Raw genomic sequence first — 15,093 nt, 5'->3', positions numbered from 1 at the left:
ACCCTTCAAATAAGGCTCCCCTAACCGGTTCACGCCCTCACGCGGGGCCCGGACCCCTACCGTGAGCGAGGTCACTCCGGGGCGTTCTCTATGCTGCCGTTTGTGCCAGTCGCGGTAGAGATCGACAACCTCGTCGTGCGGTACGGCGAGAAGACCGCGGTCGACGGTCTCAGTCTCACCGTAGCCGCCGGCACGGTGACGGCCGTGCTCGGCCCGAACGGCGCCGGCAAGACCACGACCGTGGAGAGCTGTGAGGGGTTCCGGCGGCCCGACTCGGGCCAGGTCCGGGTGCTCGGGCTGGATCCGATCGCGGACCACGACGAGTTGATGCCGCGGATCGGCGTGATGCTCCAGGAGGGCGGCGCCTGGTCCGGCGTCCGCGCGGTCGAGATGCTCAAGTACGTCGCCACGCTGCACACCCATCCGCTCGACATCCCGGCCCTGGTGGAGCGCCTCGACCTGGGCAGCTGCGGCCGGACGCCGTACCGCCGGCTGTCGGGTGGCCAGAAGCAGCGACTGTCGTTCGCGCTGGCGATCGTGGGGCGGCCGGAGATCGCGTTCCTCGACGAGCCGACGACCGGTCTGGACCCGCACGGCCGGCGCGAGATCTGGCAGGTGATCCGCGACCTGCGCGACGACGGCGTCACGGTCGTCCTCACCACCCACGCGATGGACGAGGCCGAGCAGCTGTCCGACCAGGTCCACGTGGTGTCGGCCGGCAAGGTGATCGCCTCCGGCACCCCCGACGACCTGACCGAGCACCACAAGAAGTCCCTCGAGGACGTCTTCCTCGAACTCACCGCCAAGCCGGAGCGCTCATGAGCACCTACGCACCGCAGCCGGGAAGTGCGCCGTGGCCGCGGAAGGTTCTCGCGCACTCGCGGATGGAGTTCAAGCTGCTCGTCCGCAACGGCGAGCAGCTGCTGCTCGCGCTGGTCATCCCGCTCGGCATCCTGCTGCTGCTCGGTGCCACCGGCCTGGGCGACCGCCTGCCGCTCGGCGACGGCCGGCCGATCGACCAGGCCGTCCCGCGCGTGCTCGCCCTGGCCATCCTGTCGTCGTCGTTCACCTCGCTCGCCATCGCGACCGGTTTCGAGCGCAGGTACGGCGTGATCAAACGCCTCGGCGCCTCGCCGCTGTCCCGCACCGGCCTGCTGGCCGGCAAGATCGGCGCCGTCCTGATCGTCCAGCTGATCCAGCTCGCAGTACTGATCGGCACCGGATTCGCACTGGGCTGGAAGCCGGTGGGCGGGGCCGAGGCTGTCGTCGGCGTGATCCTGACCGTCCTGTGCGGCACCGCGGCCTTCGCGTCACTCGGTCTGCTGATGGCCGGCGTACTGCGTGCCGAGGCGACGCTGGCCGCCGCGAACCTGCTGTATCTGCTGCTGTTGGTCGGCGGGGCGATCATGACGCCTGTCGACGAATACCCGGCCGGACTGCAGAGCGTCGTACGGCTGCTGCCGAGTGCCGCCCTGGCGAACGGGCTGGCGAACTCGACCGTCGAAGGGATGATCCCGTGGGCGGCCGCTTTGTCCCTGGCGCTGTGGGCCGGCGTGCTCGGATACCTGGTCTCCCGGACCTTCCGCTGGGACTGAGCTTTAGAGTGTCCCGGTGATGACGACGGAGCCCCCGCCTCGAGAAGCCGAACAAGTCAGCCGTTTCTGGCGACTCGTGCCCGAGCCGAGCCTGGACGTGGTCCGGCGCTGGGGCTGGGCCTCGGTGGCGGTGAACATCGGCATCGTGGTGACCGGCGGTCTGGTCCGGCTGACCGGCTCCGGCCTCGGCTGCCCGACCTGGCCGTCGTGTACGGACGATTCTTACGTCCCGCACGCCGCGCTCGGCTATCACGGCGCGATCGAGTTCACGAACCGGATGCTCGGGTTCGTGGTCGGCGTGGTCGCGATCTGCACCTGGCTGGTCGTGATGCGCTACCGCCCGGTCCGCCACGACCTGCGCCGGCTCGCGACGGCCGCGGCCCTCGGCGTACCGCTGCAGGCGGTCATCGGCGGTATCAGCGTGCTCACCGGGCTGAACCCGTGGATCGTCTCGGCGCACTTCCTGGTCTCGCCGATCATCATCACGCTGACGGTGTCGATGATGCGCCGGTCCCGCACCAGCCCGTATCCGCACACTCCCCCGGTGGTCCGCGCGCTCGCGACCGCCTGTGTGGTGGCGGTCTGGCTGACGGTTGCCCTAGGCACCGTTGTCACCGGCGCCGGGCCGCACTCGGGTGATCCCGAGACCGGGCGCAACGGCTTCGACCCCGAACTGGTCAGTCAGCTCCACGCGGACGTCGTGTTCGGGCTGCTCGGCATTACGATCGCGTTGGTGATCGCGACCCGGGTGACCGCGACGTCGCGCACGTTGCGCAAGCTGGCGGCGTGGCTGCTGGCGATCGAACTGCTACAGGGCGCCGTCGGCTTCACGCAGTACTTCACCGGGCTGCCGTGGGGTGTCGTGCTCGTGCACATGTTCCTGGCCGGGTTGCTGATCGCGCTCGTCACTGCCGTGTACGGCGAGCGCGGGACGCCCGCAACGTAGATCCGGCGACGTTCTCCGGATCTACGTTGCGTCACGCGCGGCGCGTCAGCGGCGCGTCAGCGTGACCGTCGCCGGCGCGACGGCATACGGCGTATCCGAGGTGAAGGCCAGCCGAGCGTCGTACGTTCCTGCCGTGGACGTCGCCGCAGCATCGAACCGCAGTCGCACCGTCACCGAACGGCCGGCGGGAATGCTGATCCGGGTACGGTCGGCCGACAACCAACTCACGTCCGCGCCGAGGACACACGCGTCCTGACCGGACAGGTACTCGGCGAACGGCGTCGCGGTGAAGCCTCCGATCGAACCACCGATCCTGCTCAGCCCGCAGGCCGCGCCGCCGCGGAACATGCTGTACGTCGCGTTCGGCAGGGCCGACCACGCACCTGTCGCCGGATCGAACTGGACGGCCTGGTTGGTGATGTAGCCACTACCGGTGATGCCGCCGACCAGTTGCAGCTTGCCGCCACTGCCGGAGTACGCCATGCCCCAGGCGGAATACGGCATATCGGCGATCCGGGTCCAGCTGTCCGAGTCGGGTGTGTAACGGTAGGCGCTCGAGACCGGGAACTCGTGCCACGGATCGTCGAGCAACGGCACGAGACCACCGGCACAGATCAGTCCGTCACCCGAGCCCGTGCAACCCGCCATCACGACGTGTTCCGGGTACGCCGCCACCCGCGTCCACGTGTTGCGACTGGCGTCGTACCTGTACGTGTCAGTCGCTTCCGTGCACGCCTGCGACTGACAACCGGCCACCACGTACAGGGCTCCGCCCATGACCGTGCCGGCCGACGCGCTGCTCGGCACGGGCAGGTCGGCGACGCGTGACCACCGGTTCTGCGCCGGGTCGTACGCGTACGTCGCAGAGCTCGGGTTGCCCTGCTGGTCCCAGCCTCCGGTGACATACAGCTTGCCGCCCACAAAGCCGCCGACAGCGCTCTCCCGCGGCTCCGGCAGGTCGGCGATCCGCCGCCACGAACCGGCCGTCCGGTCGTAGGCGTACCCGGCGGCCGTCAGGCCGTCGTCAGTCGCGCCGCTGACCGAATAGACAACCCCGTCGTCCTCGGCGACGACGTTGTCCATGATCGGCGTCGGGTAATCCGGCAGCTGCGACCACGCAGGATTCGGTGACGCGTCCCGGGACGGCACCGGGTTGTGACCGCCCTGGCCGTGCTTCGCGAACGACAGCGCGGATGCGTCCACCTTCTCCCGCTGCAGCGGTGCTCCGGGAGCCGTCAGCCGGTGATGGCCGTCGGCCGCCGTGAACCCACGGTCCTGCTCGATCAGTGACACCTGAGCGGCCTTCGTGCCGTGATTGGTGAGCGTGATCGTCCGGGGGCCCACCGCCCCCTTGCCGGCGTTGACCGAGATCGTCGACGGAGTCACGGTCACTCGGCCTGCCTCGAGCGACCAGTCGAGCCGGGTCGTCCGGTGCGCGACAACCCGGGCCGTCTGCCTCGCCTCGGCGTACTGCCGCCCGGTGGCGGTGAGCGCAACGTTGCCGGTGCTGCCGAACAGCCAGTAGTAGCCGTCGCCGATCTGCGAGTCGTCGGTCGTCGCGTGGCTGACCGCCGGGGCGGTGCCACCGGCAACCTGCACGCCGGTCAGTGCGGCACCGGTGTTGTGGTCGCGGACGAAGCCTGCCACGAGGCCACCCGGCGTCGCGTCGCACGACCGGTTGCCGACGTACACGTCGTCCAGCTCCCAGTAGTTGTCGGCCGCCCCGCTGAACCGGAACCGGACCCGGACATCGGACTTGTGCGCAGCCTGCGGGATCGGCACCTCGACGTGTCCGGTGACGAAGGTGTCCGGCGCAGCCCAGACGTTCTGCCAGGTCGCGCCGCCGTCGAGGCTCAGGTCGACGACGCCGTCCTGTTCACCGAACCCGTAGTCGTAGTAGTAGGTGTCGAAACCAACGGTCGGCCGGGAGAGATCGGACAGGTCCGCGACCGGGCTGACCAGGCTCGTGTCGTTGCGGTCGACCGGCGACGACCAGTTGTCGACGATGGCGAACTGCCCGCCGGCGCCGGTGAGGTTGCCCTTAGCACCCGGATCGTCGAAGGACCAGGTCTTGCCGCTCCCCGCGTCGTCGGTCACGTGCCAGCCGTCCTTCGGTCCGGACCATCCCTCGAAACCGGTACCGGCCCCTTGGAACGTGCGACCGTAGCCGGCGGCCGTGCAGCTCGACTCGTCCGCGCCCAGCGCGACGTCGCGCACCAGCGCACCCCTTCCGTTGCCGACGGCAACGGTGGAGTCGGTGGCCCGGTAGCCGGGCAGGCCGGCCGCCTCGACGTGCAACTTGTAGGTCGTACCGACTGGAAGCTCCACGCTGTAGCGGCCGGTGAACGGATCGGTGTGGACGGCGCCGTCGGGGTATCCGTCGATGGAGATCTTCGCGTAGATCGGCCAACCCTGACCGGACCCGTCGGAGACGGTGCCGCTGACGGTACGACGCGCCACCGGCGACAGCGCGAAGTTCCTGGCCACGGTCGCACCCGCGGACACGGTGACCTGGTCGAGCGCCGCGTCGGCGTACCCGAACTTCGACGCGACGACCCGGTAGGTTCCCGCGGCCACGGCGACCTTGTAGCGACCGGACTTGTCGACGACGGCGCGGGTGCGATAGCCGTTCTGGTCGGTGAAGGTGACTGCCGCTCCGTCGAGCGTCTGCCGGCCCGTCCGGACCGAACCCGAGGCCCAGCCGTACGATCCGAGCGTCAGGGCCGACACACCGATCGGCGTACCGACACCGGTCGGAGCATCCCAGCCGGGGCCCGCAGTGCAGCGCACGTCGCCACACGAACCGTCGGCACCCTCGGTGACGTCGGTGAGCGAGTTGTGCTGGCGATACAAGTAGGTGACCGGATCGGTACCGGGGACGGGCGTGCCCGCCAGCGCGTACATCGCGGCGACCAGCGGTGCGGACAGGGATGTACCGCCGTACTGCGCCCATCCGTCCTGCCCGAGGGTGTTGTAGACAGCGAGCCCGGTGTCCGGATCGGCGACAGCAGCCACGTCGGCGGAGGCCCGGGTGTCGGGGCACCCGGTGTCCAGGCCGGCTTGGTACTCGGGGCGTGGCTCGTAGAGCGAGCAACCGCTGCCGCCGTCGGCCCACGCCGCCTCGTGCCATCCGCGCGGCGTCGAGTCGTCCCGGGTGAGCGTCGTACCGCCGACCGAGATCACGTTCGGCGAGGTGGACGGATAGCTCTGGACGTTGCCCACATCGCCGGCCGACACGGTGACGGCGATGCCGGGGTGGTCGTAGTAGTGGTCGTAGTACGTCTCGAACGGAAGCTCACCATCGACGCCGTACGAGTTCGAGATCGCCACAGCGCCCAGGGACGCGGCGGTGTCGACCGCCTGGCCGAGACTCGGTGAGCTGTTGCTGTCGGCCTGGACGAGCAGGATGTGGCAGTCGGGACAGGCCGACGAGACCGCATCCAGGTCGAGGGCCGTCTCGATGGACCAGCCGGCGTCCTCTTGCGGATAGTCGGTCCCGCCGCGCTGGTCGACCTTGCGGAAGCAGCCGTTGTCCGTCGTACACGGCGCCAGGCCGTAGTGCGCGCGGAACACGGCCAGATCCGATTCGGCGTTCTCGTAGCCGAAGGCGTCGACGATCGCGACGGTCCGCCCGGCGCCGCCGTCAGGCAGGGCGTACGCCGTCTTGATCTCGGTCGGCCCCAACGAGCCGGGGAGCGGCCCGGCCGTGCGCTGCGCCAGCGCGCCGTGATCGCCGGCCCGCCCGACCGCATAACAACGCGCCAACGGCGTTGACCCGTCGGTAGCCGTCGCGGCGACATTGCACCCGGCCGGGACGGCGCGGCTGCCGGACGGTCCGCCTGCCGTCGATCCGCTCACTACAGCCGCAGCGGGCGCCACGGCCGATCCTGTCAGCACCGACGCCGCCACTGCGGCGATCGTCGTCAGGAGGACCGCCAAGGCCCGGATGTCCCGGGCTCGTCTCCTCGTCAAGCCGTCACGTCCTCGTCTCGTGCGTTGCACGCCTCACCCCTCGCTCAGTCGTCCGGCGGGCGATTCCCGTCGGCTTGCCCAGCTCACAACCAGCCCGCCCGCGCAGCGTGCAGACCAGCCTGGAATCGTGTCTCGGCCCCCAAGACAGCCATCAGCGTGGCGATCCGCCGCCGGGTGGTTCGATAACTCCAGCCGAGGTGCCGTGCGATCGCCTGGTCCTTCATCCCGCTGGCGAGCAGCACCAGGACGCGTCGATCGTTCTCGGTCGGTTCGAACGTCAGGTCCGCATCGCCCACCGGCAGCGGGCCAGGCGCGCTCAACGGCGTCGCCTGCTGCCACAGCCGATCGAAAACGAGCAGCAGGACGTCGAGCAGGCTGCACGGGTGCACCACGATCGCGCTGGCGATATCGCCCTGGTCGATCGACTGCGGGATGAACGCCGTCCGGCGATCGAAGGTCGCCAACTTCAACGGCAGCTCGGACGTGACCCGTGCCTGCTCGCCGGCGGCGACGTACCGCAGGATCGCGCTCACCGCGTTCGGCGCCTGTTCCAGCGCGGCGCGGTCATAGATCGCCCGGCAGGTCACACCCCGGGCCAGCACCTCGAACTCGACGTTGTTGGTGTCCGGCCCCTCCGCACGGATGTACGGCGGAGTGTCCAGGACCTGCACCTCCTCCGTGGCGGCGCGCTGAAGCTGGTCGAAGCGGCTCAGCACCGCGTCGGCACCGACCACGACCTCGATCAGTTCGGTCGGTCCCGTACTGCGACCCGCGCGGAAGTCGGCGACCCAGGCCGTCGCGAGGGCCCGGATCCGCTCGAGTTCGGACTCCTGCCGACGCACGAGCGCATCGATCGCCGCATCCGGTGCCACCGGCAACAACCGAGGCGTGGGCACCGGCGACCGCGTGATCAGCCCGATCTGTTCCAGCCGCGCGACTGCGCGCCGAACCCGCCCGGCCGGCGAACCGATCCGGTCCGCCAGCCCGCTCACCGTCAGGCCCGGCCAGCGCAGCAGGATCCGGTACGCCCGTTCCTCGAACTCACCGACGCCGAGGATCGACAGGTCAGCCCCGGTCCGCATGCCGAACCCCTCCCTGACGGTGCGACTGGGACCTCACCGCCCGGCACGCCGCAGCAGTCTCGTCAGCGCCACATCAGGGTGTCCAGCAATTCTCCGGCCTGAACCGGCCACGGCCATAACTGGCCATGAGCGCGGGACGCCCGCGACCTGAAACGGGCGTCCCGCCGTACCCAACTAACTCAGTAACGCACCTTGTAGACGGCACCCGGGCCGAAGACCGGTGCGGAGACGAACAGCTCGCCCCACCGGTTGAAGCCCGCTCCGCCTGGCAGCGTCAGCTGATCCTTCACCAGTTCCCGCACGTAACCGCCCCGGTGGTTCCTGCCCGGGTACTGCAGGAACAACCCACCGTGCGTCGGGCCGGTCAGCTCGAACCTGAGCCAACTCGCCTTGTCCAGTTCGACGACCGCGAGCGTGCCGCGCGGTCCGCCGGCCAGGTCGACGATCGACGTGTAGCCGTCGGCGTACCGCTGGCAGTTGCCCTTGGCCGGCTTCAGCGGGTCACAGGTAGCGCCCACCGATCCCGGCTTGATCCGCCAGATCTGCGACGTGCCCGGTGTCGCCGGGAAGCCGCGGAGCTCGCCGACGTACCAGTAGCCGTCCGAGCCCACCGTCACCGACGTGGCGACGGCTTCGGCGAGGATCGGCGTACCGGCCGGCGGCAACGGGTTGCCGTCGGGGTCCGTGGCGGGAAGACCCGACGGGACCTTGACCGTGCGTGGCTTCAGCCGCGCCACCGTCTTGATGTGGCCGTTCGGCCAGACCCTGAGCAGGTCGTTGCCGGCGGCATCCGAGACCAGGACGGTGCCGTCGCTGAGCGCGGCGACGCCGAACGGGTTCGAGTCCGTCGGGTTGTTCTCCTGGTCGTACGGGTCCGGGTCCTTCTTCTGGTAGGCCCCGATGTCGGCGATCTTCACCGGTGACTTCCCGTACCGCATCCGGTACAGCGTGGTGGCCCCCGGCACCGGCGGCTGTCCGGGTTCGCCGCCCGCACCGGTCAGTGCGTACGTCGTACCCCACTTGTTCGTGTCGATCGCGGGCGGGAACCCACCCGTGCCCGGCACCGTGCCGAGCTTCACGGACCTGCGGCGGTCGGTCACGTACACCGAACCGTCGGTGACGCTGTAGATGACGAAGTTCTTGTACGTCGAGACGCCGCGCGGACCGTTCAGACCTGTTGCCACCGGCTTCAAACTGCTGCTGTGACTACCGGCGTCGGCCTGCCCGGCAACCAGCAACGAGCCGGCCAATGTCAGTGCGGCGAGTGCCGCAACACGTGTTCGTACCCCCATACGAATCCCCCTGCCACTGTGTCTCCCCAGGCGTGGAAACGCCTCCACAGACCGGACCATCGCAACACGAGGTCATGATCTGGTCAAGACGCTGCCTGTCAGTGCAGGAGTGGATCGACGGCTGCCGCGATGAAGAGCAGAGCCAGGTAGATATTCGAGAAGTGGAAGAGCCGCATCGGCCGCAGCGCCGCGCCTTCCGCACCGGTGTGGGCCCGCAGCAACAACCGGCGAGCCTCACGCAGGAACACGAAGCCGAGCACGATCGAGGCCAGCGGATACACGTACCCGGTGTCGGCGATCGGCCAGAGCGCGAGCGACGTGATCACCATGACCACGGAGTACGCCATGATCTGCCGGGCGGTCGCGACCGGCGTGGCGACTACCGGCAGCATCGGCACGTCCACCGATGCGTAGTCCTCGCGGTAGCGCATCGCCAGCGACCAGGTGTGCGGCGGCGTCCAGAAGAACACCACCAGGAACAGCACGACCGGGGTCCAGGCCAGCTTGCCGGTGACCGCGGTCCAGCCGATCAGGGTCGGGAAGCAGCCGGCGATACCGCCCCAGACGATGTTCTGCACGGTCCGGCGCTTGAGCACCATCGTGTAGCCGAAGACGTAGAACAGGTTCGCCGCGAGCGCCAGGCCGGACGACAGCCAGTTGACGAAGAAGCCGAGCTCCAGCGTGGCCAGGACACCGAGCACGACGCCGAAGATCGTCGCCGAGCGCGGGCTGACCGCGTGCCGCGGCAGCGGGCGGCGCCTGGTCCGGCGCATCTGCTCGTCGATGTCGCGGTCGAGCACGCAGTTGATCGTGTTGGCGCTGCCGGAGGCGAGGATGCCGCCGATCAGGGTGGCCACGACGACCTCGAGCCCGGGGACTCCCCCGGCGGCCAGGAACATCACCGGCACGGTGGTGATCAGCAGCAGCTCGATGATGCGCGGCTTGGTCAGACCGACGTACGCCTTCACCACGTCGCGCACCGACGGACTCACCACAGCGGTAGCGTCCACCAGCGGCGTCGGGTACGACGTCGTCGCGGCTGGACGCGGGTCGACGGCCGTCACGAACACCTCGAAAACAGTGGGTTGACGCCGAGCCTCCGGCGCTGACGATTCAGCAGTCTACGACGCCCCGTAGGAGGGTTCTCGCACCCCCCTCCGATCCGGGGAGTCCGCCGGGGAACAGGAAGGGTTACCAGATGGTTGACAAGCAGTTGAGCAATGTGCAGCGGACCGCCTTCATCACAGTAGGCTCTGCGTGAGATACCTAGAAGATGACCATCGAGAGGAGCGCCGTCGGCGTGACGGAGAAGACCAGCCCCAAGCTTGAATGGACCGAGCTCGACCAGCGCGCGGTCGACACCGTCAGGGTGCTCGCGATGGACGCGGTGGAGAAGGTCGGCAACGGCCACCCGGGTACGGCGATGAGCCTCGCGCCGGCGGCGTACCTGCTGTTCCAGAAGGTGATGCGGCACAACCCGGCCGACCCGCACTGGGCCGGCCGCGACCGGTTCGTGCTGTCCGCGGGGCACTCCAGCCTGACGCTGTACATCCAGCTCTACCTGGCCGGCTTCGGTCTCGAGCTGGACGACCTGAAGGCGCTGCGGACCTGGGGCAGCAAGACCCCCGGCCACCCGGAGTACTCGCACACCCCCGGCGTCGAGACCACCACCGGTCCGCTCGGCCAGGGCGTCGGCAACGCGGTCGGGATGGCGATGGCGGCCCGCCGCGAGCGTGGCCTGCTGGAGCCCGACGCGGCCGCCGGTGCGGGCGTCTTCGACCACCAGATCTACGTGATCGCCTCGGACGGCGACCTGGAGGAGGGCGTCTCGGCGGAGGCCTCGTCGCTGGCCGGCCACCAGCAGCTCGGCAACCTCACGGTCATCTACGACTCGAACAAGATCTCGATCGAGGACGACACCAACATCGCGTTCTCCGAGGACGTCGCCGCCCGCTACGCGGCGTACGGCTGGCACGTCCAGGACGTCGACTGGACCAACGGCGGCAAGGGCTACGAAGAGGACGTCCAGGCCCTGTACGACGCGCTCGAGGCGGCCAGGGCCGTCACCGACAAGCCGAGCTTCATCCGGCTGCACACGATCATCGGCTGGCCCGCGCCGAACAAGCAGAACACCGGCAAGATCCACGGCTCGGCGCTCGGCGCCGACGAGGTGGCCGCGACCAAGAAGGTCCTCGGCTGGGACCCGGAGCAGTCGTTCCAGGTCGCCGACGACGTCCTCGCGCACACCCGCGAGGCGCTCGACCGCGGCAAGGCCCTGGAGGCCGAGTGGAACGGCAAGTTCGACGAGTGGAAGGCCGCGAACCCGGAGCGCGCCGCGCTGCTCGACCGCCTGTCGAAGCGTGAGCTGCCGGCGGGCTGGAAGGACGCGCTGCCGACCTGGGAGGCCGACGCCAAGGGCGTCGCCACCCGCGCCGCCTCCGGTGACGTGCTGACCAAGCTGTCGCCGGAGCTGCCCGAGCTGTGGGGCGGTTCGGCCGACCTGGCCGGCTCGAACAACACCACCCCGAAGGGCCAGCCGTCGTTCATCCCGGCGGAGCACGCCACCAAGGAGTTCCAGGGCAACGAGTACGGCCGGGTGCTGCACTTCGGCATCCGCGAGCACGCGATGGGCTCGGTGCTCAACGGCATCGCCCTGCACGGCCTGACCCGCCCCTACGGCGGAACGTTCCTGGTCTTCTCCGACTACATGCGCCCGGCCGTCCGGCTGGCCGCGCTGATGAAGCTGCCGGTGACGTACGTCTGGACGCACGACTCGATCGGCCTCGGCGAGGACGGCCCGACGCACCAGCCGATCGAGCACCTGTCGGCGCTGCGGGCGATCCCGGGCCTCGACGTCGTCCGCCCCGGTGACGCGAACGAGACGGCGGCCGCGTGGGCCGCGATCCTCGAGCACACCGACCGCCCGGCCGGCCTGGTGCTGACCCGGCAGAACGTGCCGACCTTCCCGCGCGGCACGGACGGATACGCCACCACGGAGAACGTGCACAAGGGCGCCTACGTCCTGCTTGACGCCGAAGGCACCCCGGACGTGGTGCTGATCGGCACCGGCTCCGAGGTCCAGCTCGCCGTCGAGGCGCGGGCCAAGCTGGCCGAGGAGGGCATCAACGCCCGCGTGGTCTCCATGGTCTCGCGCGAGTGGTTCGACGAGCAGGACGACGCCTACCGCGAGTCCGTCATCCCGGCCGGCCTCCGGGCCCGGGTCTCGGTCGAGGCCGGGATCGCGCAGAGCTGGCACGACATCGTCGGCGACGCCGGCCGCAGCGTGAGCCTTGAGCACTACGGCGCCTCCGCGGCGTACCAGACGCTGTACGACGAGTTCGGCATCACCGCCGACGCGGTCGTGCAGGCGGCCAAGGACAGCATCGCTGCCGCCGCACAGATCAGCGGACCGGGCGTGCCGCCCGGCCGCGCCGCCGCCGGACCGGTCGGACCGGCCGACGCCAGCTGAAGAAACCCACAACAGAACACTTCGGAAGAAGGCATCGGACACATGAACGATCGCTTGAAAGCACTCGCCGACGCGGGTGTCTCCATCTGGCTCGACGACCTGTCCCGTGAGCGGCTGACCAGCGGCAGCCTGCAGGCGCTGATCGAGGACAAGCACGTGGTCGGCGTGACCACGAACCCGACCATCTTCGCCAAGGCCATCTCGGACGCCGACGCGTACGCCGAGAAGGTCGGCCACCTGGCCTCCCAGGGCGTCTCCACCGACGAGGCGATCCGGGTCATCACCACCGACGACGTCCGCGACGCCGCCGACGTGTTCAAGCCGGCGTACGACGACTCCGAGGGCCAGGACGGCCGGGTGTCGATCGAGGTCGAGCCGACGCTCGCGCACGACACCGCGAAGACCGTCGAGCAGGCCAAGCTGCTGTGGGACATCGTCGGCCGCGACAACGTGTTCATCAAGATCCCCGCCACCAAGGCCGGCCTGCCGGCGATCACCCAGACGCTGGCCGCCGGGATCAGCGTGAACGTGACGCTGATCTTCTCGCTGGAGCGCTACAAGGCCGTCGTCGCCGCGTTCCTCGACGGCCTGGAGCAGGCGGTCGAGAACGGCCACGACGTGACCAAGATGGCCAGCGTCGCGTCGTTCTTCGTCAGCCGGGTGGACACCGAGGTGGACAAGCGGCTGGACGCGATCGGCACCGACGAGGCGAAGGCGCTGAAGGGCAAGGCGGCGATCGCCAACGCCCGGCTCGCGTTCGAGGCGTACGAGGAGATCTTCGACACCGACCGCTGGCGTGAGCTCGAGACCGCCGGTGCCAAGCCGCAGCGGCCGCTGTGGGCGTCCACCGGCACCAAGGACCCGTCGTACTCCCCCACGCTGTACGTCGACAACCTGGTCACGAAGGGCGTTGTGAACACGATGCCTGAGGCAACCATCAAGGCGGTCGAGGAGCACAGCCAGTTCTCCGGCGACACGGTCCGCGGCGACTACGACGGCGATCGCAAGGTGATCGCCGACCTGGAGAAGCTGGGCATCTCGTACGACGAGGTCGTCCAGGTGCTCGAGGACGAGGGCGTGGCGAAGTTCGACGCGTCCTGGTCCGAGCTGCAGGACACCGTCACGGCGGCCCTGAAGGGCGCGGCCAAGTGAGCGCTCCGAAGGTCAGCACGCAGAACGGCGACTGGTCCGAGGTCGTCGACAAGCTGGTCGCCGAGAAGATCGCGTCCCGGATCGCCGCGAAGGACGCGACGATCTGGGGCCCGGAAGCGGAGCACGAGGCCTCGATCCGGCTCGGCTGGGTCGACCTGCACGACACCTCCCGGCCGCTGCTGGCCGAGATCGAAGCCCTGCAGGCGGACTTCCGGTCCGAGGGTCTGGACCGGATCGTCCTGTCCGGCATGGGCGGTTCGTCGCTGGCGCCCGAGGTCATCACGCGGACGGCGGGCGTCGAGCTCGTCGTACTGGACTCGACCGACCCGAGCGTGGTCGCGCGGGCGCTGGCCGGTGACCTCTCGAAGACCGTGATCGTGGTCTCCAGCAAGTCCGGCGGCACCGTCGAGACCGACAGCCACCGGCGGACGTTCGTCAAGGCGTTCCAGGACGCGGGGATCGACGCCGCGTCGCGCGTCGTCGTCGTGACCGACCCGGGTTCGCCGTTCGAGAAGCTGTCGGCGGACGAGGGCTACCGCAAGACGTTCCTGGCCGACCCGAACGTGGGCGGCCGCTACAGCGCGCTGACCGCGTTCGGCCTGGTGCCGTCCGGTCTGGCCGGCGCGGACATCGCCGAGCTGCTCGACCAGGCTGCCGAGGCGGCGCCTGAGCTGCAGGCCGACTCGACCGACAACCCGGCGCTCTGGCTGGGCGCCGTGCTCGCGGCGAGCGCGGGCCGGGACAAGGCGATCATCACCGCCGACGGGTCCGACATCGTGGGCTTCCCGGACTGGGCCGAGCAGCTGATCGCGGAGAGCACCGGCAAGAACGGCACCGGCGTACTGCCGGTCGCTGTCGAGGTCGGCGCGCCGGAGCTGCACAGCGAGGCGGCGGACCTGACCAATGCGTTGCTGGCCGAGAAGGCGACGAGCGGTGTGCCGACGGCGCTGACCTCGGGCTCGCTCGGCGGTCAGATGCTGCTCTGGGAGACGGCCACCGCTGTGGCTGGCTACCTGCTCGGCATCAACCCGTTCGACCAGCCGGACGTGGAGAGCGCCAAGGCCGCCGCACGCGGTCTGCTCGACGCGCAGCCGAAGCCGGAGGCGGCCGCCTTCACCGAGGGTGCTGTCGAGGTTCGCGGCTCCGAGGGGCTGCTCGACGGCGTGGACTCGCTGCAGGGCGCGGTAGACGCGCTGCTGGGCAAGCTCGACGCGAAGGGCTACGTCGCGGTGATGGCCTACCTCGACTCCGAGCGCGACGCCGACCTGTTCGCCGTACGGCCGGCGCTGGCGACCAGGACCGGTCGTCCGGTGACCTTCGGCTGGGGACCGCGGTTCCTGCACTCGACCGGTCAGTACCACAAGGGCGGACACCCGGAGGGCGTGTACCTGCAGATCACCGGGGCACACCCGACCGACGTGGAGATCCCGGATCGGCCGTTCAGTTTCGGTACGTTGATCACGGCGCAGGCCGCCGGCGACGCCGGAGTACTGGCGGAGCGCGGGCGCCCGGTGCTGCGACTGCACCTGACCGACGTGGCGAACGGCGTACAGCAGCTCCTGTCTCTGTTCGGCAACTAAAGCAC

Annotated in this window: 10 protein-coding genes; 6 read left to right on the top strand and 4 right to left on the bottom strand. The window is 69.7% G+C overall.

Translation table 11 applies throughout. From position 1 onward, the window contains the following. Positions 1-102 precede the first annotated feature (102 nt). From OHA10_RS29045 to OHA10_RS29035, 3 genes are read left to right on the top strand one after another with little or no spacing between them, the layout of a single operon-like run. On the top strand, positions 103-822 hold the full coding sequence (locus tag OHA10_RS29045) for an ABC transporter ATP-binding protein (protein ID WP_371401929.1): 720 nt from the start codon (positions 103-105) through the stop codon (positions 820-822). Beyond that, a complete protein-coding gene (locus OHA10_RS29040) occupies positions 819-1,595 on the top strand; it encodes an ABC transporter permease (RefSeq protein WP_371401928.1) in 777 nt (258 codons plus the stop codon). The genes OHA10_RS29045 and OHA10_RS29040 overlap by 4 nt, the downstream gene beginning before the upstream one ends. A 19-nt stretch (positions 1,596-1,614) precedes the next feature. Then, positions 1,615-2,541, top strand: a complete 927-nt coding sequence (locus OHA10_RS29035; protein WP_371401927.1) for a heme A synthase — start codon at positions 1,615-1,617, stop codon at positions 2,539-2,541. Positions 2,542-2,586: 45 nt separating this feature from the next. Here OHA10_RS29035 and OHA10_RS29030 read toward each other — a convergent pair whose 3' ends face one another. The 4 genes from OHA10_RS29030 to OHA10_RS29015 all read right to left on the bottom strand — a co-directional run bounded on the left by OHA10_RS29030 (position 2,587) and on the right by OHA10_RS29015 (position 9,900). Beyond that, positions 2,587-6,513 carry a kelch repeat-containing protein gene (locus tag OHA10_RS29030; RefSeq protein ID WP_371401926.1) on the bottom strand — a complete coding sequence of 1,309 codons (3,927 nt, stop codon included), beginning with the start codon at positions 6,511-6,513 and terminating at the stop codon, positions 2,587-2,589. An 83-nt stretch (positions 6,514-6,596) separates the two neighbouring features. Then, on the bottom strand, positions 6,597-7,595 hold the full coding sequence (locus OHA10_RS29025) for a winged helix-turn-helix transcriptional regulator (RefSeq protein ID WP_371401925.1): 999 nt from the start codon (positions 7,593-7,595) through the stop codon (positions 6,597-6,599). A 179-nt stretch (positions 7,596-7,774) separates the two neighbouring features. Continuing rightward, the gene (locus OHA10_RS29020) at positions 7,775-8,887 is read right to left on the bottom strand and encodes a ScyD/ScyE family protein (RefSeq protein ID WP_371401924.1); all 1,113 of its coding nucleotides are present in this window, start codon (positions 8,885-8,887) and stop codon (positions 7,775-7,777) included. A gap of 98 nt (positions 8,888-8,985) precedes the next feature. Further along, positions 8,986-9,900 (bottom strand): heme o synthase, encoded by a 915-nt coding sequence (locus OHA10_RS29015; protein ID WP_371408006.1) that lies wholly within the window; start codon positions 9,898-9,900, stop codon positions 8,986-8,988. A gap of 260 nt (positions 9,901-10,160) precedes the next feature. Here OHA10_RS29015 and tkt point away from each other — a divergent pair, with 260 nt between their 5' ends. Genes tkt through OHA10_RS29000 form a run of 3 tightly spaced genes read left to right on the top strand, consistent with a single transcriptional unit; the run spans position 10,161 to position 15,088 of the window. Continuing rightward, on the top strand, positions 10,161-12,356 hold the full coding sequence (gene tkt, locus OHA10_RS29010; RefSeq protein ID WP_371401923.1) for a transketolase: 2,196 nt from the start codon (positions 10,161-10,163) through the stop codon (positions 12,354-12,356). A gap of 42 nt (positions 12,357-12,398) precedes the next feature. Next, a complete protein-coding gene (tal, locus tag OHA10_RS29005; RefSeq protein WP_371401922.1) occupies positions 12,399-13,508 on the top strand; it encodes a transaldolase in 1,110 nt (369 codons plus the stop codon). Then, entirely contained in the window at positions 13,505-15,088 is a 1,584-nt protein-coding gene (locus OHA10_RS29000; protein ID WP_371401921.1) for a glucose-6-phosphate isomerase, read from the top strand. Before tal ends, OHA10_RS29000 begins: the two co-directional genes overlap by 4 nt. Positions 15,089-15,093: the final 5 nt, after the last annotated feature.

Origin of the sequence: Kribbella sp. NBC_00662 (genome assembly GCF_041430295.1) — a bacterium.
GTDB lineage: Bacteria > Actinomycetota > Actinomycetes > Propionibacteriales > Kribbellaceae > Kribbella.
Note: the sequence above shows the minus strand (reverse complement) of the source record. Positions and strands in the feature narration are given on the sequence as shown.

Coding starts and splice junctions, on each gene's coding strand:
- tal (WP_371401922.1), top strand. CDS start 12,399: ATGAACGATCGCTTGAAAGCACTCGCCGACGCGGGTGTCTCCATCTGG.
- OHA10_RS29040 (WP_371401928.1), top strand. CDS start 819: ATGAGCACCTACGCACCGCAGCCGGGAAGTGCGCCGTGGCCGCGGAAG.
- OHA10_RS29025 (WP_371401925.1), bottom strand. CDS start 7,595: ATGCGGACCGGGGCTGACCTGTCGATCCTCGGCGTCGGTGAGTTCGAG.
- tkt (WP_371401923.1), top strand. CDS start 10,161: ATGACCATCGAGAGGAGCGCCGTCGGCGTGACGGAGAAGACCAGCCCC.
- OHA10_RS29020 (WP_371401924.1), bottom strand. CDS start 8,887: ATGGGGGTACGAACACGTGTTGCGGCACTCGCCGCACTGACATTGGCC.
- OHA10_RS29035 (WP_371401927.1), top strand. CDS start 1,615: ATGACGACGGAGCCCCCGCCTCGAGAAGCCGAACAAGTCAGCCGTTTC.